Origin of the sequence: Niallia sp. FSL W8-0951, assembly GCF_038006525.1 — a bacterium.
Classification (GTDB): Bacteria; Bacillota; Bacilli; order Bacillales; family Cytobacillaceae; genus Niallia; species Niallia circulans.
In genome coordinates, this window is the sequence record NZ_JBBOVK010000002.1 from 341,491 (window position 1) to 361,258 (window position 19,768).

At 34.4% G+C, this 19,768-nt stretch carries 22 protein-coding genes; 4 read left to right on the forward strand and 18 right to left on the reverse strand.

Annotated elements, in window-relative coordinates; all coding sequences use genetic code 11:
• Positions 1 to 68: 68 nt before the first annotated feature.
• Entirely contained in the window at positions 69 to 1,187 is a 1,119-nt protein-coding gene (locus NSS71_RS21600) for a DUF4309 domain-containing protein (RefSeq protein ID WP_047941737.1), read from the reverse strand.
• A 505-nt stretch (positions 1,188 to 1,692) separates the two neighbouring features.
• Between NSS71_RS21600 and NSS71_RS21605 the strand changes: the two genes are divergently transcribed.
• From NSS71_RS21605 to NSS71_RS21615, 3 genes are all read left to right on the forward strand, one after another.
• Entirely contained in the window at positions 1,693 to 1,965 is a 273-nt protein-coding gene (locus NSS71_RS21605; protein WP_061799910.1) for an acylphosphatase, read from the forward strand.
• A gap of 144 nt (positions 1,966 to 2,109) precedes the next feature.
• Complete coding sequence (mscL, locus tag NSS71_RS21610; protein WP_061799912.1) at positions 2,110 to 2,496, forward strand: large conductance mechanosensitive channel protein MscL; 387 nt, start codon at positions 2,110 to 2,112, stop codon at positions 2,494 to 2,496.
• A gap of 62 nt (positions 2,497 to 2,558) precedes the next feature.
• Complete coding sequence (locus NSS71_RS21615; protein ID WP_047941740.1) at positions 2,559 to 3,197, forward strand: Bax inhibitor-1/YccA family protein; 639 nt, start codon at positions 2,559 to 2,561, stop codon at positions 3,195 to 3,197.
• Between the two features lie 58 nt (positions 3,198 to 3,255).
• Here the strand turns inward: NSS71_RS21615 and NSS71_RS21620 are convergent, their stop codons facing one another.
• From NSS71_RS21620 to NSS71_RS21630, 3 genes are all read right to left on the reverse strand, one after another.
• Positions 3,256 to 3,540, reverse strand: coding sequence for a hypothetical protein (locus NSS71_RS21620; protein ID WP_047941741.1), 285 nt, complete (start codon positions 3,538 to 3,540; stop codon positions 3,256 to 3,258).
• 286 nt (positions 3,541 to 3,826) lie between these two features.
• A complete protein-coding gene (locus tag NSS71_RS21625; protein ID WP_047941825.1) occupies positions 3,827 to 4,330 on the reverse strand; it encodes an acyl-CoA thioesterase in 504 nt (167 codons plus the stop codon).
• Positions 4,331 to 4,435: 105 nt separating this feature from the next.
• Complete coding sequence (locus NSS71_RS21630) at positions 4,436 to 5,368, reverse strand: magnesium transporter CorA family protein (RefSeq protein WP_061799914.1); 933 nt, start codon at positions 5,366 to 5,368, stop codon at positions 4,436 to 4,438.
• A gap of 120 nt (positions 5,369 to 5,488) precedes the next feature.
• Here NSS71_RS21630 and NSS71_RS21635 point away from each other — a divergent pair, with 120 nt between their 5' ends.
• On the forward strand, positions 5,489 to 5,737 hold the full coding sequence (locus NSS71_RS21635) for a hypothetical protein (RefSeq protein WP_061799916.1): 249 nt from the start codon (positions 5,489 to 5,491) through the stop codon (positions 5,735 to 5,737).
• A gap of 159 nt (positions 5,738 to 5,896) precedes the next feature.
• On the opposite strand, the gene NSS71_RS21640 is transcribed toward NSS71_RS21635, so the two are convergent.
• The 14 genes from NSS71_RS21640 to NSS71_RS21705 all read right to left on the reverse strand — a co-directional run bounded on the left by NSS71_RS21640 (position 5,897) and on the right by NSS71_RS21705 (position 19,670).
• The gene (locus NSS71_RS21640; RefSeq protein WP_047941744.1) at positions 5,897 to 6,454 is read right to left on the reverse strand and encodes an RNA polymerase sigma factor; all 558 of its coding nucleotides are present in this window, start codon (positions 6,452 to 6,454) and stop codon (positions 5,897 to 5,899) included.
• Positions 6,455 to 6,541: 87 nt separating this feature from the next.
• Positions 6,542 to 7,867: an oligosaccharide flippase family protein gene (locus tag NSS71_RS21645; protein ID WP_047941745.1), complete on the reverse strand. Its 1,326-nt coding sequence runs from the start codon at positions 7,865 to 7,867 to the stop codon at positions 6,542 to 6,544.
• Between the two features lie 201 nt (positions 7,868 to 8,068).
• Positions 8,069 to 8,701, reverse strand: a complete 633-nt coding sequence (locus NSS71_RS21650; RefSeq protein ID WP_047941746.1) for a response regulator — start codon at positions 8,699 to 8,701, stop codon at positions 8,069 to 8,071.
• A complete protein-coding gene (locus NSS71_RS21655; protein ID WP_047941747.1) occupies positions 8,694 to 9,740 on the reverse strand; it encodes a sensor histidine kinase in 1,047 nt (348 codons plus the stop codon). Before NSS71_RS21655 ends, NSS71_RS21650 begins: the two co-directional genes overlap by 8 nt.
• On the reverse strand, positions 9,737 to 10,471 hold the full coding sequence (gene liaF, locus NSS71_RS21660) for a cell wall-active antibiotics response protein LiaF (RefSeq protein WP_047941748.1): 735 nt from the start codon (positions 10,469 to 10,471) through the stop codon (positions 9,737 to 9,739). Before liaF ends, NSS71_RS21655 begins: the two co-directional genes overlap by 4 nt.
• A 96-nt stretch (positions 10,472 to 10,567) precedes the next feature.
• Positions 10,568 to 11,218: a PspA/IM30 family protein gene (locus tag NSS71_RS21665; protein ID WP_047941749.1), complete on the reverse strand. Its 651-nt coding sequence runs from the start codon at positions 11,216 to 11,218 to the stop codon at positions 10,568 to 10,570.
• Between the two features lie 12 nt (positions 11,219 to 11,230).
• Positions 11,231 to 11,578, reverse strand: a complete 348-nt coding sequence (locus tag NSS71_RS21670; RefSeq protein WP_047941750.1) for a lmo0954 family membrane protein — start codon at positions 11,576 to 11,578, stop codon at positions 11,231 to 11,233.
• Positions 11,579 to 12,017: 439 nt separating this feature from the next.
• A complete protein-coding gene (locus tag NSS71_RS21675; protein WP_047941751.1) occupies positions 12,018 to 13,214 on the reverse strand; it encodes a Ger(x)C family spore germination protein in 1,197 nt (398 codons plus the stop codon).
• The gene (locus NSS71_RS21680) at positions 13,211 to 14,803 is read right to left on the reverse strand and encodes a spore germination protein (RefSeq protein WP_251687944.1); all 1,593 of its coding nucleotides are present in this window, start codon (positions 14,801 to 14,803) and stop codon (positions 13,211 to 13,213) included. Before NSS71_RS21680 ends, NSS71_RS21675 begins: the two co-directional genes overlap by 4 nt.
• Positions 14,800 to 15,918, reverse strand: coding sequence for a GerAB/ArcD/ProY family transporter (locus tag NSS71_RS21685; protein WP_095259144.1), 1,119 nt, complete (start codon positions 15,916 to 15,918; stop codon positions 14,800 to 14,802). Before NSS71_RS21685 ends, NSS71_RS21680 begins: the two co-directional genes overlap by 4 nt.
• Before the next feature lie 62 nt (positions 15,919 to 15,980).
• Positions 15,981 to 17,114, reverse strand: a complete 1,134-nt coding sequence (locus tag NSS71_RS21690; protein WP_341152031.1) for a GerAB/ArcD/ProY family transporter — start codon at positions 17,112 to 17,114, stop codon at positions 15,981 to 15,983.
• 121 nt (positions 17,115 to 17,235) lie between these two features.
• Positions 17,236 to 17,475, reverse strand: a complete 240-nt coding sequence (locus tag NSS71_RS21695) for a hypothetical protein (protein WP_341152032.1) — start codon at positions 17,473 to 17,475, stop codon at positions 17,236 to 17,238.
• A 151-nt stretch (positions 17,476 to 17,626) separates the two neighbouring features.
• The gene (locus tag NSS71_RS21700) at positions 17,627 to 18,784 is read right to left on the reverse strand and encodes a DEAD/DEAH box helicase (protein WP_341152033.1); all 1,158 of its coding nucleotides are present in this window, start codon (positions 18,782 to 18,784) and stop codon (positions 17,627 to 17,629) included.
• Positions 18,785 to 19,001: 217 nt separating this feature from the next.
• Positions 19,002 to 19,670, reverse strand: coding sequence for a GTP pyrophosphokinase (locus tag NSS71_RS21705; protein WP_047941826.1), 669 nt, complete (start codon positions 19,668 to 19,670; stop codon positions 19,002 to 19,004).
• Positions 19,671 to 19,768: the final 98 nt, after the last annotated feature.

Genomic DNA, 19,768 nt, shown 5'->3' on the forward strand with positions numbered 1-19,768 from the left:
TCCATGGAATGTTTATGTTATGAAACATTTCACGGAACATCCTTTATTTTACTGTTTTGTTAATCTTCCTATTTTACCAATCTAATCGATTTAATTCGTTGAGATAAGTCCAATTGGATGATTAGTTTATAGTTTCCTGCTGTATAAGTAGCTATAGACCCATCCTCTTTCGTAACAAAATCATCTGGCTTCCCGATTGTATCTTGAATCGATTGTACTGATTCTTTTAAACGAATACCTGGAATAGAAATAGAAGTAACAAGATCGGTTTTCTTATCATAGTAATAAGTAACCTCAGGAAAATCCAATTGACTATATTTCTGATTATAATCCTTGATTGTATAATTCGAATTAATTTTCTTTATCTCTTTTATATTTGTTCCGATTGGATATTGGGCGCCTATCAACATTCCTTGTTCCGCTAAATTTTTTAAACTAGAAGTAACAGATAAGTTTTTATATGGATAGTAAAATTCCGTATCATCCAGCCATTTATTTATAATATCCTTATTTTCAATAGAAGTTCCATCTACTTTAACTAATTTCCCGCTTTTCTGTTCAAGCATCCATGTATCAAATTCCATTTGGTCGGTATCTTTTTTCCTTAAGGTCTGTATATAATTTTGTTGAATGTTTTTGATATTTTTACTAAAGATACGCATTCCATAATCAGTCAGGGTAACTAATTTTCCATCATGAATGGTATAGAAATAGGCCATTACCTCATTTGCTTCTTCTCCTTGGTAAACAGCAGCAATATTTTGCTGGTTAACAAGAAATGTCGCTATATTTTTTTGCGACAAATTGAAGGTCATAGGATTGGGTAATTCTAGATCTTGTTTCACTGCTTCCTTTCCGTATTCTTTCGTCCATAAGTAAAAGGCAAAATCTCCAGTCACAATCGTATCATCTTTTTCCCCTAGATCCGTAGCTTCTACTTGCTGATATTTCCTTTCTCCTTCTCCTATAATATATAATTCATACTCTTTCTCTTTCACGTTCATATCTATTTCAAAATAAGCATTATCTTTCGTCCATTGTAAATCTTTCTTAATCACCATATGTTTTTGATCCAGCTCATTTTTATGTTTCTCTGTTAGATAGGAATTAACCATAGAAGTGATTAAAATCCCTGCAATTATAATGACTACGACCAATAACAGCCAGATATATTTATTTCTTTTCATTATCTTTCTCCTATTTTCCAAACATATCTATACTCCTTTAGGAGGAGTTAGATATTCACTTTATGGATAGTCATGTTCTAGTTGTTTAAAATCAAGCATAACTACCATAAGTTATATTATTGAAAGCTCACTAAAGATACTAATTTTTTTATAGAGCTTCATATATACTTATTAATAGTACCAAATTGCTCCCCAATCTACAAATCTAGCTTTTTCCAGCTCCTACTCCCCCCTTCTCCGAGACCTTTCACACACATCATATAGACTATCCGCTCTCCCATTCCCCATATCCAAGGACCTAACTTGCGTCAATATAAATAAATATGAGATGATTAATAAGAAAGCTTGCTATATATTAAAATAAAGAAAGCTCCAATCTGTGCGGATTTTCTTCACCCTTGCTGATATAAGCACCTTACTCGGTCTTTTCGGATGCTTTTTTCCTTGTTGAGTTCACCGCCCGTTAAAAAGGAGATAAAAGATTTTTAAAATTAGGAGGGACGAAATGAAACAACTACATCTTATAATCAAAGGAAGGGTTCAGGGCGTAGGTTTTCGATACTTTGTCCAAATGATTGCTATGGAAAATCAGGTAACCGGCTGGGTTCGCAATAAAGCAGATGGAACAGTGGAATGTATGGCTGTAGCTTCTTCTGAAACGCTGCGAGCTTTTATGGAAAAAGTAAAAAAGGGAAATCGCTTTGCCAGAGTGGACCATATAGAAATAAAGGAAAGTGAGCCAGAAGAACTATTTTCGAGCTTTAAGGTGATTTATTAAATAATTCATAGGACATATTCGATTTCTGCCATGTCCTATTTTTACTAAATTGTGTTCTCATTGACTTGATAATAATAATTTTTCATGTCAGAATAATAATATTTTAAAAAACAAAATAAGATGTACATATATTAGGAGGATCGCATGTGGAAAGACTTTAAAGCATTCGCAATAAAAGGTAACGTAATAGATTTAGCAGTAGGGGTGATTATTGGTACGGCATTCAGCAAAATTGTCAGTTCACTAGTAGAGGATTTGATCATGCCGCTGTTCGCCCACTTTGTTATCGGCGTAGATTTCTCAACATGGTCTTATTCAAGTATAAATTATGGAAACTTTATACAAAGAATTGTTGACTTTTTCATTATTTCTTTCTCTATCTTTTTAGTAATCCGCTTCTTAAACCGCTTTAAGAAAAAGGAAGAGGTACAAGAAGAAGCAGTAACCGTTGATACTAAAGAAGAGCTATTAAAAGAAATCCGTGATTTACTGAAAGCAGATGTTGTTCGCGATAAAAATGGCTTAAATTGAAACTTTTTTGCGCGTTGTTCGTATTACTATATAAATTAAACACAATACAGGAGTGAAGAAAAATGTATGCATATAGCCCAAGTAATGAATATATGCCCTCTGTTTTAAGAACTTTTGCTCTTTCTCTAGGAATAGCATTCATTGGAACAATGATTGGTAATTTTGTTCCATCCTATTTATTTTTACCGTTGTCAATTTTAGAAGTTGTTCTTTTATTAATCGCCATCTTCGCAAGAAGAGGAAAATCATTATCTTATGGTTTCTTATTTACCTTTACGTTTATTTCGGGGATTACCACCTTTCCAATCGTCTCTTATTATGTATCCACAGTTGGCGGAAATGTCGTCATTAATGCATTGGGTACTACGACAATTGTGTTTGCTGGGGTTGCTATATATGCAACAAAAACGAAGCGCGACTTCTCTTTCTTAAGAGGAATGTTACTCGCTTCCCTAATCGCTTTAATTGCTATCGGGATTTTCAATATCTTTTGGCCATTAGCAACAGGTGGCATGCTCGCATATTCCTTCATTGGTGTCCTAATATTTAGCGGCTATGTGTTGTATGATTTTAATCGAATGAAACATTATGGTATAACAGCAGATCAAGTTCCTTTAATGGCTTTAAATTTATATCTCGATTTCCTAAATTTATTTATAAGTATCTTACGTATTTTCGGAATTCTGTCCGAAAGAGATTAAAAAGGTTTGAGTAAAGAGGTCAAAAACCTCCTTGCTCAAACCTTTTTTAGATGTATGCCTATAAATAATCCGCTATTTGTCTTCTAATTAATCGAATCATTTCTTCTGGATTATCTTTTATTACAAAAGAGTACACTCCACGATTTGTATGTAAATATAGCATTTTATATTGATTACTCGAGGGCTTAAAGGAAATGTCATGGATGGTGTGTAAATGAAATGTCTGCTCGTCGCTAGTAACTCTATCACTCCATAAAACAAGACTTTTTTCTTCTTCGATTATTTCCATATTCAAGTCAATCTTTCTTGTAACAACAAAATAGGAAAGAGAAAATATTTTCACTTTTACCTCCTAGCACCTGTCCCATAGTATAAAATAATTATGGATAACGAAATTAAACACTATCCCCCTGCAAAATCAGACAGTGTTATTAGACAATATTTTGGAGAATGTCATCATTTCCTGGAAAATAATTTGGTATTTCGACAGCATGTAAAATCGATTTTTATCAATAATGAAAATATTCTCTTTCTCCCAGACTTTCTTTCGACAAACTTATTAGCTTTAGTATGATTTTATGCATTACTAGGATAAGCAAGAGAATGACATGGCATTCCCTTGCCCATCATCAAAAACTTCTATATTTCTTTGCAAGTTCTTCTGTTTCTTTCTTCCGTTTTTTTCGTGCTTCCGCTCGTTCCTTCGCTGATTCGTAAAGGCTCTTTTCCTCTTCTGTTTGTGGGATAACTTTGGGAACTTTTGTCGGCTTTCCATTTTCATCGATGGCAACCATCGTTAGAAAGCTAAGTGCGCATAAATGGCGCTCTCCAGAAATTAGATCTTCTGCCGTTACTTTTACAAATACCTCCATGGAGGAAGTTCCAGTATAGGTAACAAAAGCTTCTAGACACACAGCATTTCCCTCATGAATAGGATACAAAAAATCAACTGAATCAGTCGAAGCAGTAACAATCCCTCGTCTTGCATGACGCATCGCTGAGATAGCAGCTGTATCATCAATATAGGCCATTAATTTGCCACCAAATAAAGTTCCATAAGTATTGGTATCTGTTGGAAAAACAATACTTGTTTTCACTACTAGTGACTCACTACAAAATTTTGACTCTTCCATAGCTCCTCCTTGCATATTCATGGGAGTTTTCTTCCTTTTTATCCTATCTACCATCTTATTATATGCTAATTTAGGAGGAAGAGTCTAATATTGCTTGGATTAGGGTTATCGAAAAAAAGAATTTTTCTTCCGGGCTTTTAACAGATCCCCCATCCACCCTCGTGATTTAAGATAGAAATATACAACAACCGTTGAGCCAATAATCACTGCTAAAGAAAAAACGTAGCCGAATTTCCATTTTAGTTCTGGCATAATCTCAAAGTTCATTCCCCATAATGCTCCCCAAGCCATAATTGGTGTACATATTGTAGTGAATACCGTCAGGGTTTTCATAATTTCGTTTCCTCTATGCTGGGATACTACCTCTTCAAAATTAACGAGATTATTTAATTCTTTTTGGTATTCTTCCACCAAAATTAATCCTCTTTCGATTCTCTTAGTAACACGAGCATATACTTTTCCTTTGGTAATTTCCTCGCCAAAAGCTTCCTCTAATGAGTATCTGATTTCAAGAAAAGGGATCATGACATTCTTCCAAACAAGAAGTTCATGTCTAGACTGATACACTTTATCTAATGTTTTTATACTATTTCTTTGTTTAACATCCCAAATCAATTGTTCTAACTGTTGTTCATAAGCATCTATATGATACAAAATATCTGTCATTACTTTTCCTAGAATAACCATAAATCCTTCAATCGGTGTTTGTGCATGCTTTATCTCTTTTATTAGATTGTTTCTATCAATATGTAAACTATTATCCTTATAATCATAAGTAATTAATGTATCCCTTGATAAGAAAAAATGGAAAATTTCATAGTCTTCTTTTTTATCTATTTCTCTATGGTATATAAGCGAACCACTTAATATTTCTTGGTCTTCTTCTGACGTATCAATATGAAGATAGTTACTTCGATTTCCTTTTATATCGCGAAACCATGTATTTATTAATGGACCCTTTTCTAAGGACACTTCCTGTATATCCGCTTCTTCCAATAGCTGAAACCACTCCCAGTTCTCTAAACGGTATCTTTTCACTTGAATCCCCCCTTAATCGCTTTTCAATTATTATTCCCTGAATGACGTTTGTAAAACTTATAATAGGGTAAATAAAAAATAGAATGGAACGAGAAGGAATAAATTAGGAGGGAATCTCTCATGTTTGGAAAAAATTCAATGCGTACTTTTGCAATTGTCGGGGCTGGATTAGGAAGCTTTTTCCTGTTCACATCAAAAGGGAAAGACATTTTTCATCGCTTTAAAAGCAAATTCAATTCTACGCAACAAGAGGACTTACTTTCTAAAGCAGGAAATCCCGCTCCAGATGATATTGGTGACAACAATATGGTAAATGAAGGCGCGATGTATTCCGTAAATTACTATAATAAACAAAGAAATAGTAATTAGTTTAGTAGTTTCGATGTAATTTTGCGAATGAATAAGGAATTTCCATTACTTGGACTGTTCCTATCATTTAGTGATAATTAGTTAAAAGCAATCAGACATTTATGTACAGAATAGGAAAACTTGAATCAGTAGGGAGAAGCAACTGATTCAAGTTTTCTCTCATAAATAAACAATCTTTTTATTCATAACTTTTGGCTTCAATTGATCCTTCGCACGTTTCATTCTTGTTTTGACCGTTGATAATGGCGTTTTTGTATGGTTGCTTATCTCTACCAATGTTTGATTATGGTAATAAAAAAGCAGTAAAGGTTCTTTATACATATTTGGTAATTCTTCCAATGTATCAATCATCTCTTCTTTTTCACATTTGCTCATTAATGTTTCCTCAGGTTCCAATGCCACAGAAGTATCTCTTGCATATGTATAAACAGACTCTTCCCAAAACTTCTTTGATGTTTTCTCTTTTCTCCAGTAGTCTCTACACTTATTTAGAGCAATTTTATAGAGCCAGCTTTTCACTTTATGGTGATCTTCAAAGCTGCCAAATGAGGTATAAGCGGAAATTAATACTTCTTGATACAAATCTTCCGCTAGTTCTTTATGCTTAACAAGCGATAATATATAGATATAAATTGATTTTCCGTATTCCTTCACGACATGTTCAAATAATTCTTCTTGATTTCCCACAGTATATGTTTTATTTATTAGGGATTCCATGTTCTTTCTTTTCCCCTTCCCAGTTTTACGATTCTACTTAATAAACGCTAGCTCCTCTGCGAATCCCTACACTTTTTTTAAAATTTTTTATTGGAATTTATTCACTGGTGTCAGCCACATTGAAACTCCTATTTTTTTGCATATTGTTAAATAATGCATGGAAGCTAATATAACAGCTCCTAAATTCATTCCAATTGCAATTCCGCTCATTTGAAGCTGGCTTAAAGATCCTAAATAATAAATCGCTGCATAAGAGAATGATGTTGCCCACACACTATGAAAAACCGCATCTTTCAACAAGCCCAAACCAATTAAATATGCTTGCATGGGAATGGTGAAGTAATGAAGTAAAAAATAGGGCCATAAAAGCTGCACAATTATAGCTGCCTGAGTAGAGTGAAAAAAGGTCATCGTAAGTGTTTCCGCGTAAAAATAAAAAATCCCAACAGATATGGTTCCATAAATTGCTGTTATGATCATCACTTGCTGCAATAATCTTTGTAGTTTTGGATAGTCTTTTTGTACATACGCTTTCGAAACAGTTGGTATCAGCATTGTCATAAAGCTATGGGATATAAAAGCTGGAAAAAAACCTATCGTCATTGCTATCCCTGCAAGCATTCCATACTGTTCTGTCGCATTTGCTGCTGTTATTCCTGATGCAACAAGTGCCCCTTTGATGAGAAAAGGCTGAATGGCATGTGTTAGAGCATGAAATATTCGAAGACCTGTTGTCGGAATAGACACAGATAATAAATCCTTCCAAATGACTTTCCCATTCATGCTTTCATTTTTCCCCTTTTTAATCCGCTGATATTGCACGAAAAACATATGCAATAAGTACAATAAGACAACTGTATCACTCCCTACAATGGTAAAAAAGGCAATCAATACAGAAGTATTTAAATCAAAGGAAAACCATTGAAACAAAAAGACTAATAAACCTAATTGAATAATTTTTTTCAAAAAATTAGAAGCCGCAATTTTCCCCATTTGCTGTTTCCCCATAAAATAACCTCTCGCAATAGAAGTAAAGGAAATAATCGGCAATAGAAGAATAACTAGCCACTTCAAGAGTGGATGATAGGAATAAAAAATAGGGATAAAAGGTATGATGATAGATGCGATGATGGTTAGAAAAATAGTAAAAATAATGGTCCACTTTAATACTTGCTGCAGCATCGATAAATGATATTTGGAATCTTTTTCAGCAATAAATTTCGAAATGGATGTTGGCAATTCAAAGGTAGCAAGCAGTACAATAAGAAAGATAGTAGGTAATATGGTCATAAATAAACCTAGTCCATGCTCTCCAAGTTCCCTTGCCATTACCATATTAATAATGAATTCGATACATTCGCCAAAAAACGCGGTAACAATTAATAAAAAGGTCCCTTTATAAAATGAACTCATGAATCTCTCCCTCAATCTATCTTCCACAAGCATGTAAGTAAAAGATGTGTGTTTATTTTCTCTTCTTTATCATCATATGAGACAAGTTCAAAAAATATTTTCCTAGATTGTCTTTTTCTTAATTGAAGAGAGAGAAATGTCTTAATTAAACGTTTGATTAAGGGACCTATTCACTTGCATATAAGGTTTTTTATTTTTTGTTTATTCTACAAGTGAGTGCTTAAAAGCGTAAATGACAGCCTGAGTGCGATCCTGTACTTGCAGTTTACTTAATATATTACTTACATGTGTTTTCACTGTTTTTAATGCAATAAATAATTCGTCTGCAATTTCCTGATTACTCTTCCCTTCCGCCATCAACAAGAGAATCTCCATTTCTCGGGTAGTTAGCTCTTCGTGCAGAGGCGTAGTTTTCTTTTCTCGCATTTTTGTCATCATTTTATCAGTAACTTCAGGCTCTAGGACAATTTGGCCTTGATATGTTTCGCGCACAGCTCTTGCAATTTCACTCGCCTTGGATGTTTTGAGCATATAGCTTGTTGCACCCGCCTGCAAAGCAGGATATACCTTCTCATCATCAAGAAAACTGGTGACAATAATTATCTTTGCCTCCTGCCATGCTTCTATTATTTGCCTCGTTGCCTCAATTCCATCCATTTCATCCATTACTAAATCCATCAAAATCACATCTGGCTTTAATTGAAGAGCAAGCTCAACAGCTTTACTGCCATTTTCCGCCTCTGCAACAACTTCAATATCTGTCTGTGCAGATAAATAAGAAGAGACTCCAATCCGCACCATTTCATGATCATCCACTAGCAATACTCTAATCATTTAAATCCTCCTTTCTTCCCAAAATTGGCACTTTCACTTCTAATCTTGTTCCTTTATTTTCCAAACTTATTAATTTTAATACTCCGCCAATTTCAGCTGCTCTTTCGTGCATATTTTGAAGTCCATAAGATCCTGCTTTCCTCTTATCCACATTAAAGCCGACACCATCATCGATTATTCGCAATATAACAAATGCCTCCCTCTGAATAAGCTGTACTTCTAAGGAACTTGCCTTTGCATGCCTTAATGTATTGGATACCGATTCTTGAAGAATTCGAAAAAGATGATCTTCAATTCCTTTATCCAAATCGATATCTTCTAGTTTCATTTCCATTTCCAAAGATACCTTTTGCTGTAGTTCATGTAATAATTCTATAATTCCCGCTTTTAACGTTTTTCCTTTTAAAGCGATTGGTCGTAAATGAAGCAATAAAGCTCTCATCTCTAATTGAGACTGCTGAATCGTTTCCTCTACTAGCTGTAATTGCCGTGATTCATGATCATTCGTTTTCGGTCTTGTTTCATTAATTGCTGATAACAGCATCGATGCTGCAAATAATTGTTGGCTCACAGAATCGTGCAATTCTCTGGCCAAACGATTTCGCTCTGCAATAATGACAGTTTGAACCTTCACCTCTTGATCTTCCGCTTTCTCATTTACGAGTTTTTGAGATAGCTTCATTTGTTCCACTAATTGATTCTGCAGCTGAATGATTCTATAGCTTAAAGATTGGAGCTCCTCTGTGGAACCAATTGGCTGAACTGGATAATACTCCATTTTATCCATTGTATGTAAGGTTTCTTCTATGGAACGGATTTGTTTTTTCCAGGAAAATCCTGATAAATAACCAATTAAAACACCTAATGTAATATCTACACTGATTAAAAATAAAATAAATGGAACATCCATTACCTCTTTTTCCCACAAAGCACTCCAGGTTGCCGGCGGAAAGACGATTAGATAGCTTATGGAAAAGAATACAAGTAAAAGAAGGGATGCACATACTCCCCACAAAATTTGTCTCGTTATAATACTCATATTCTTTTCACCTCTAAGCTACCAGTAATTAATGAGGTGAAAATTTTCACTCTAGTCTCAGCCTGATCATATCCAGCTGTCCGAATGCTTATATTTTGATTCCATATATTTTCTTCAGCTTCACCAAATATTTGATAGGAACCAAATAAACTGGAATGGTGAATACTAACATCCATATCATAAGGGATATATACCTTCACATCTCCTACAATATTTCGAATCATAATAACTGTTTCTCCTTCTGGTAACACCGTGTAACTAAGATCCACAGTAGTATTCGTTATGCCACCCTGAATATTGATATCATCCCATTCATATACGTGATCTGGTGTGGTATTACGGCTAAAGAGAGAATTCGTAAATAAGGGCTTTTTCTTTATTTTTATTTCGTCTGTCTGTATGGCCGTTTCCTTATCCTTTATGATTGGTTTTATAATATCCTCATTATTCTTTTTTTGAAATAATTGAAAAAGGTAATAGGCAAGGAGTGTAAACAAGATAATTTTCACTGTAACCATATTTAGTATGCTAATGATTAAAAGCAGGCTCCCTATCCAAAAAAGAATCTTTCCAGCTCCGCCTTGCCGTGATTTCTTTGATATATAAATCATGCCAATTGAAACAAGAAGGGAAAAGATTAGTCCGGGATTAAAGACGAAGATTTCTAATAACAAAAAACCTCCAACTACATAAAACCAATTTGCATAGTTATCTTTTAATTGTTTAAACATTGGCTATTCTCTCCCTTCTTTATTTTATTTGGATGAAGATCTTAAATAATTGAAGGCTGGCTTTACCACACCAGCCTCTTTTAGAATACCATTTTTTTATAAGGAAATGGAGTCATCTTCTTTTTTTAGCATATCTTTCTCTAATGCTGCTAACTTTTCGTCCATTGTTTGTTTATAATATTCTGTATTTATTTTTTCTTCTAACGTTTCTATATATTGTTCCATTTCGCTAAAGCGTGTTGGATTTGTTGGACTCGCCTGTTTTTCTTCTAATACTTTATTCATTGTATGGTGTGCTTTTGTTATATTTTCTTTTGCCATCAGTTCCATCTGGCGTATTTTCATATCCTTCAATTTATGTTTCATATCCATATATTTCGTTTCTATTTCATGCAATTGCTGCTCTGTATTTTTTAACGATTCGGTTAAGCGTAATACTCTTTCTTCATAATGAGTCTGCTCCTGCTTAGCATAAGCAAAAAGCTCTTCTTCTCCTGCTTTGCCAGCCACCTCAGCCTGTCTTTGTCTTTTCTCCGCCATTTGTTCAGCCTGTTGTAATTCCTTCATGAACTCTTCTTTTAATTTATATTGTCTTTCGACCATTTTTTTTACTTTATCTGTCTCTTTCTCACATTCTCTTACATATTGATTTAAAAGCGCGATTGGATTTTTTTCTTCCTTCTTATCTAATAAATGATTAATGTCTGCCATTACCGTATTTTTTATTCTTTCTAATAGATTTGTCATATTAACCTCTCCTTATTTATTTAATTCTGACCACTGTTTTTCAAAATTCGCAAAAGGGTCATCCGCTGTTTTATTTGTAATAATGGTCTGCTTGTTGTTCCACTTTTTGTAAACAAGATACAATACATACGCGGCTGCTAATCCGATGATCGCTGGCAGGTTACTTGCTGTTATAATAAGCATAATCACTCCTGCTATCCCCCACCCCAGCTTTCCTGATGTGCTTGTTGCTTTCGTGTATTGCTTAAAGGCAAAATAAAGAATTGCTGCACTAATAACTAAACCGAGTATTGGACCTATCTGTGATAAAAGGATGATAGAGGCGGCCGCCCCAATAAGAAATAAACCAAATTTTTTCATTTTGCGTTTCGCTCCTTTCTTATCTACTATGTTACCTTCTTCCTGTTTTTTTCATAACATGCCTTAGCTTGATTTTGCTCTACAACTTTAGTCTTAGAAAATACTAATCCTAATAAGCAAAGAAAAAACTGTTCATAATGGAACAGTTTCAGACTGTAGACAAACTCCTGTATTTTGGAAATAGAAGTTTGAGTAAAGTATATTTATTAATCTCTTTGAATTTATACGTTACTTTCCGCTCCGGGGGTTCGCTTTCCGTGGGGCTCGCGCTGAGCCACTTCGGCTTACAGCCTGCAGGGTCTCAGACTGTCTCGCTAATCCCGCAGGAATCTCACCCCCTCCACTCCAAGCAACGCATGAAAATGCATTTTTACTTCTCCAATATCTTTTTGTCGACAAGCTGACTGTTCATAATGGAACAGTTTTTCTCCTTTAGTAATTATTTTTCTGTACCTGTCAAAAAGCTCTTGGAGCGAATTCCTGATCTTCTCAGAACAAAATCTACATCTACTTTAATATCTGCTTTTGAAAATTCTTGATCCCACTTGTCTTTTATTTTCATAAATGAATCATAGTCTTGTCGTCTCATTGCTTCTCCAAATCCGTAAATATCTGATTCATATTGGCTTTGAACATGTGAAATGCTATTGGATATTTCTTGGGATAAAACTTTATTCACTAGTTTTTCATATTTTTCAATGGTACCTAGCTTATCTACACTTTTATAGCATTGTGTTCCCTCCAGATATCCTTCTGCTTTTATCCCAACATGAATAGCAGGCTTATTATTCTTCCATTTAGAAGTTATTTCTGTTTGTGATTCTGTTACACGCACAGAACTATAGTCTCCCTGTTTGCATTTAATGGACAAAGAAGTAGTTTTTAATTTATTTCTAATCCACAAATAATTTCTCGAATCTTCCATGCTCAGAAAACCGACCAATTTGCCCTTTTTAAATATCGCCAGAGAATCAACGACTACTATTGCATCAGGAGTCACCTTCATGATATTTTCCATACTCTTTCCTTTTTCTACATCTCCTTTTACGCGGACAGTAGCTAACACTGGTTCTTTCCCTTCTAGGTTCAATTCGGAGATAAACTCAATAATACTCATTCCTGGGTCTCCTCCCCAATCCTCTAATAAATGATCCAATTGCGGGGATAACTTTAAAGAGGAAGCCTTTCTATAATGGGCAACTATTTTTAAAATATCTTCTGCCTTTCCATCTTTTGCAATAATAATATTAAAGTCATCCCGTATTTCCCTATTCCTTTCCAAGAAGTCAATAAAATCAAGCATTCCCGACCTAGCTATTTCCTCGCTGATTACCAGTATCTTCATATGAGAGAAAACCAGGAACTGTGCATAGTACTCATTTAAGAGATGCGTAATTTCAGAAATAGTGTTTCCCTCAATGCCTTCTACTATTGTCGGAGCATTTCCAGAAGCAGTTTGGGTATTTAATTCTACTGCATTTAAGGCCTCTACTGTCAATTTATATTTTGCATTTTCGCCTTTATCAATGGCCATTCCTGCCACTAATTTAATTTCTGATAATTCTTTTCGATCCCAACAACCAGTTAATAGAAACAAACAGTTTAATATACATAGAAAGACACAAATTTTCTTCACTTTTTCTTCCCACTTTCCGGTTTAGGCGGAGACGGGGACCCTTGTGGCTTTTGCTTATTCTTTACATTTGGACTTAAATAGGAAGAACGCTTATTAATGGACCATAGTGGAAAACGAACAAATACATCTTTTTGATCTTCGACAATAAATGGAGCAACAGGTGCTAAATAAGGAACCCCAAAGGAACGAAGAGAACTTAAGTGTGCAACCATAAATACAAGTATTAAAAGAACCCCATATAACCCTAAAATAGAGGCAACAATGATAAGAACGAATCGAATAAGTCTAGATGCGTTCGCGAAGCTATAATTAGGAAAAACGAAATTAGCAATCGCAGTAATCGCGACAATAATAACCATAATATTGGAAATGATTCCCGCTTCAGCGGCTGCCTGTCCAATAACTAATGCTCCTACAATCGAAACCGTCTGACCAACGGCCCGCGGCATTCTTACCCCTGCCTCTCTTAAAATTTCAAAAGTAATTTCCATGATAAACACTTCCACTACAGCTGGAAAAGGTACATCCTCCCGCTGTGCAATAACACTCAGTAATAAAGTAGTTGGCAGCAGTTCTGGGTGAAAGGTCAAAACTCCTACATAAGCGGAAGGCATAATTAAACCAATCATAAAAGATAGGTAGCGAATTAAACGAACAAAACTACTCATAAAATAGTTTTGATAGTTATCTTCCGGAGAAGTGAAAAAATCAGTCAGTACAGCCGGAACGATTAATACAAATGGCGATCCATCAATGATGATGACAATTTTTGCATCCATTAAATAGGTAGCTACTGCATCTGGACGCTCTGTATTCATCGCTAACGGAAAAACAGTCAAACTTTTATCTACAATTAATTCTTCAACATTCGCTGACTCGAAGACAGCAGAAATATTAATTTTATTTAATCGAGACCTTACTTCTGCTACTATTTTTTCATTTGCAATGGAATACATATACCCCATGTATACATTTGTACGTGTTTCGTTTCCTATCATAAATTTTTCAAAACGCAATTGATGGTTTCTTATTCTTTTTCTTATTAAATTGATATTTGTAGAGGCATCTTCTACAAAAGAGTCCTTTGGTCCCCGTACGACTGTCTGTGTAGTAGGCTCGGCTACTGACCTGCCTTCACTATTTAAATAATTTAAACTAAGCGCCTGCCCAACACCTCTAAAAACAATAACAATACGTCCTTCCAGGAGAGAAGAAACAATTTCATTAACCTTTTTTAATAATTTATATCCTGAAACACCAAAGCTCTTTTTACTTAAGCTCTGTAGGTCTTCAATTGTATCAACAACAATATCTTTATCTGCTGAATTCTCTAACGTATTCCCTAACATCTCTTTTAACATTTCTGTATTTACTACAGTTTCTAAATAATAAATACATCCCTCACTTTTTCCTACTCGAATCACATCTGACTGCAAATCAGCTGTATTTCCAAAGGTTAAACCTATCACTTCTCTCAATGCTTCAAAGGTAAGTTCTTCTATCCCTATTTCTTTCGCTTCGGTCGGAACGACTTTAGAGGGTATTTCTTTTTTGCTATTTATAGACATCAATTTTTTAAAATAATTCATATTTTTAACCCCCTTTTTTCATCCCTTTGTTCTTTCCATTTTTTTATTAACAACACAAATGTAATCAAAATAGGTACCATAAGTTCCAGTGGAACATGAACAAGAAATAAGTCTACATTTAACCCTTCCACAATATGATCCGAAAAATCCGTAGAAATGAAGATGCTAAACATCGTTGTGATACAGGCAACAGGCATAGCAAAATATCGGTAAGGTATCCGAAAAACATACTCCATTCCTTTTAAGCCGCCATATAGAAACACAGAACTTTTGATTAATATTCCCAGCATCATAATAAACACAACGAGCACGTCAATCCTTTCCAAAAACTCCCCTATACTAACAAGTCTTGCCGCTATTAATAGTGGGAAATTTGCTCGCATGGCTGTATTTTCCCCTAAGGTGGCTATAATGATAAAAACGGAAGATAGTAAAATGATACTTGCGACAATAACACTAATTAAGGCAACCTTCTTCGTTGCCTTAAACTCTCCAATATGAGCGAAAATAACCGTAAATGCTATTAACTCTCCAAAGGGAAAGGCAATGATAGATGGAACAGCCGCTTTCATTATTGGCTTTATCCCATTACTTAAAACTGGCTGTACATTGGTAAGGTTTATTTTGTCACCAGCGTATAAAAAAATAAACAGCAGGATGATAAATAAAAACATATAGGGACTAAATATTTCAGCTGTTCTTCCTAATACTTCAATCCCTAAATATAAGATATAGCCAATTACTAACATAAGCGCTAATATCGTAAATTCTATAGGTGTCACAGGTAGAATAGCAGAAGTGATTAATTCCCCAAAGTCTCTAATTACTCTTGCAGAAACATAGATAAAATAACTTAAGTACACGAGAGCTAAAGTGATAGCAACTTTTCTAGAAAAACAATATTCCATCATCTCATATAAGTTTTTCCCTGGAAGCAATGACATTAAATAAAGATAAAAACTTATTATAATTACGCCGACAATCATTCCAATTAAAACAACTATCCATGCATCTCTTTTGGCTTCCATTCCTATGCCAATTACGATAGAACTTCCAAGAAGGAAATTGATAATCATCGTAAATATTTGGGTTAAAGATAGTTTTTCTGTCAACATAATCACTCAGCACCTTATCGGTTTTAATTTAATGTAATCAAAATTTCGCTCATCGCTATTTCCTAAAACACATTCTGTCCTCCACTTTTTGCTTTTTTCTTGGAGTTAGATTTATTCCAATGTTTTATTAACATGATAAATACCATTAATGCCGGCAGGCCAAATTGTAATGGAAGATGTAACAGAAAAGGATTAGACTGCAATCCCTCCTCCATATGATCGGTATAATTTCGCGCAATTAATGTTGTGAATACTCCTACAATACAAATCATCGGAATCGAAAAATACCGAAATGATTGACCAAAAATGTACTCGATTGCCTTTAATCCTCCATATATATAAATACAGCTTTTTACAAGTGTTCCGAGCATCATACAGAAAACTACAATAGCATCGATCCGTTGTAGAAAATTCCCAATAGAAACAAGTCGAGCTGCACTTAATAAGGGGAAATTGGAACGTAATTCGAGCTCGTATCCTAAAGACAAAATAATCATCAATGATGTAACCAGCAATAATAAACTTGAAATCAGAACACTATAAATAATAATCTTTTTGCTATATTTAGCATTTGAAACATTGCTCAATATAAAGGTTAAAACGAGTAATTGTCCATACGGCCGTACAATTTCATAGGGAAACACAGCAGTCCATAAGGGCTTAAAGCCGTCAGCTAATACTGGTTTTATATTAGAGAAATCAAGGTTTTTACCAACATATAAGAAAATAAATAAAAGCATGATGAAGATAAATGCATAAGGAGTGAATATCTCTGCGGTTCTCGCAAGAACCTCCACACCCATATACAATATATATCCCATTACGAACACTAGCATAATGGTGGAAATCTCAATCGGTGTTAAGGGAAGTACTGTACTTGCTATCAACTCTCCAAAGTCGCGGATAATTCGACAGCTATAATAAAAAAAATAAGCTGCATAGACGAGACTAAGCCCCTTTGCAATCGGCCGATTAAAGCAATATTCGAACATCTCGAATAAATTTTTCTCTGGGGCTAAAGAAATCATATAGATAAAAAATAAGGTGATGACAATTCCTATTCCTAAAGCAATCAGAAGTACAATCCATGCATCCTCTTTTGCTTTTAATCCAAGACCTATTACAATCGTACTTCCGATTTGGAAATTAAAAACAACTGCCGCCAATTGAGTTAACGAAATGCTTTCTTTTAACATGGCTGTAACACACTTCCTTTTAGAAAAGCGCAAGCGCCTCATCTTTTGCTTTATTAGTATTCCGCCAGCTCTGGCAGAAACTTCTATACTCTGTTGTGCAACTGGTATCTAAATGGAGTAATTATCCTTGAGTTTTCTGCCTGCTTTGTTTTTTATTTTTCCATAGTCGAATATCCACTACGACCGACCAGACAAAGCCTAATATTGCAGTAAATACAATGGTAATAGCTCCTGCACCAGCTTCGGCGTCATATATTCTTTTTATACATTTCATAAATCCTTCATGAAATACAAAAATATCCAGAACAATTGTTAAAACACTCATAGATGTAAATATTAGTAGATAAGCAAAAGTTACCATTTAACCCTTCCTTTTAGTGCTTTGTTTATTTATGGTATTATCTTGTGAAATTTCTCCATTTTTATGCTTATATTTTCATTTATGAATGTTAATTCAAATAAAAAAGCTGGCATCAACCTGCTATTACGGTTGATGCCAGCTTTTAAAAAGATTATTTATTGTTTTTTTGTCTCACTTTGTAATCCACCATTTCTCCATGGTAAAAGGTTTTTCTCGATAACTGAAGATTTAGCCTCTTAGCTGTTTGCTTCAGTTCTCTTTCCTCTCTTTCTGTCACTAAACTAATAACTACTCCCGCTGCACCAAATCTGCCCGTCCTTCCAGACCGATGGATATACTGAGTCTTATCTGTAGCTAAGTCATAATGAACAACATGTGTAATATTTTGAATATCAAGCCCTCTTGCAGCTACATCTGTTGCTAGAAGCATGTTTCTCTTGCCATCTCGAAAATCAGTTAATGACTTTTGACGCTCCATTTTATTTAGATCAGAATGCAAAATACTTGTCTGAATTTTTTTAAATGCTAACTTCTCATGGATAACACTTAAATTTCCAATATCCTTTACAAACACAAGAATCTTCGCATTCTTTAAACGAGAGATCGGTTCTAGTAGCTTTACTTTATCTCGATATTCCGCTTGGAAATAAATATGCTCTACTTCAGCTGCTTCAATCACCTTATCTTTTTTGATGCGAATAATTTCTGCATCTTGAACAAGTTCAGCTGCAATATTTTCTGTTTGCTTTGGTAATGTTGCAGAAAATAAAACGACTTGTCTTTCTTTTAAAGTGGCTTTGATAATTTGACGAACAGATTCTAGATGCTCTGGTACTAACAATTGATCTGCTTCATCTAAAATTACTGTTTTTACTGCATGCATTTTTAATTTTTTTTGTTTAATCAATTCTAATGCTCTTCCAGGTGTACAAATGACAAGATGAGGATGCTTTTTCAGTTTTTCTAATTGTCTTTTAACATTTGCTCCTCCAATAAAAGAGGCCGCCCGAACACCGCTGCCCTCTCCCCATTTTTGTACTTCTCCTAAAATTTGCATAACAAGTTCTTGAGAGGAAGCAAGACAGATTGCCTGAATATTCTTCGATTCTGTATCCAAGTTATTTAAGACTGGTAGTAGATATGCCAATGTTTTTCCTGTTCCTGTTGGGGATTCAGCAATTACATCTTTTCCCTCTAATATTAGCGGGATAGATTGTGCTTGAATAGAAGTTGCTTGTTTAAACTGTGCCTTTTCCCAATTTTCCTGTATAAACGGTTTAAATGTACTCCAAAATAGCTGTTCTTTCATTTCGTTCTCCTTTTTCATCAAAATCAGACAAATAGCATCTAACCTTAAAATATATCTTCTTATTATAAATTATTTACGAAAAAATAGATATGAAACCTTATTCAATAGGGGGGAGATTATATTTTTCGCTGAATATAAATTATAAATGCTGGATTTCGAGGATTTCTTTGTTTCTACAAAGAAAGGAGCTTCGTTTCTTGCGAAGCTCCTTTTCAAACTATATGAATAGCTGATTCTTCCCTACTGTATGAACGATATCGACACCATCTTTGATTCGCTTCATTTTTACATCTAGTTCATGGGCTGCATCTGCTGCTTCCTTTAATTCATTAAGTAAATGTGCAGGAACATCTTTGTCGAATTTATAATAGATTTTATGTTCTAAGCTTGCCCAAAAGTCCATCGCAATCGTTCTTATTTGAATTTCAACAAATACTTCTTGCATTCCTGTACTTAAGAAAACAGGAATACTGATAATTAAATGTAAGCTTTTATAGCCATTTGGTTTTGGATTTTTAATATAATCTTTTACCTGCAGTACTTTAATATCAGCTTGTTTTTCAATAATATTATAAATTTCGTAAATATCCGAAATAAAGGAACAAGTAATTCGAACTCCTGCAATATCATGTATATATTTTTTGGCATTTTCCATTGTTATAGCATGCCCTTTTCGATGCAGCTTTTGCATAATACCCTTTGGATCTTTAATTCGTGATTTAATGTGCTCGATTGGATTATGATTATGGATAAATTGAAATTCCTCATTTAATATTTTTAGTTTCGTATTTATTTCATCTAAAGCAAAGTTATAAATAATTAAGCTATTTTTCCATTCATTAAGCTCATTTGATAATTCATGTAAATTGAAGTTATTATCTTCCATGTATGTCTTGAGTTGTTTTACGCTTTCCATAAACTAGTATGTCTCCTTTGGATTCCTATAAACCTTTTCTGCGTCTACTCCGATACTCTTCAAAAATT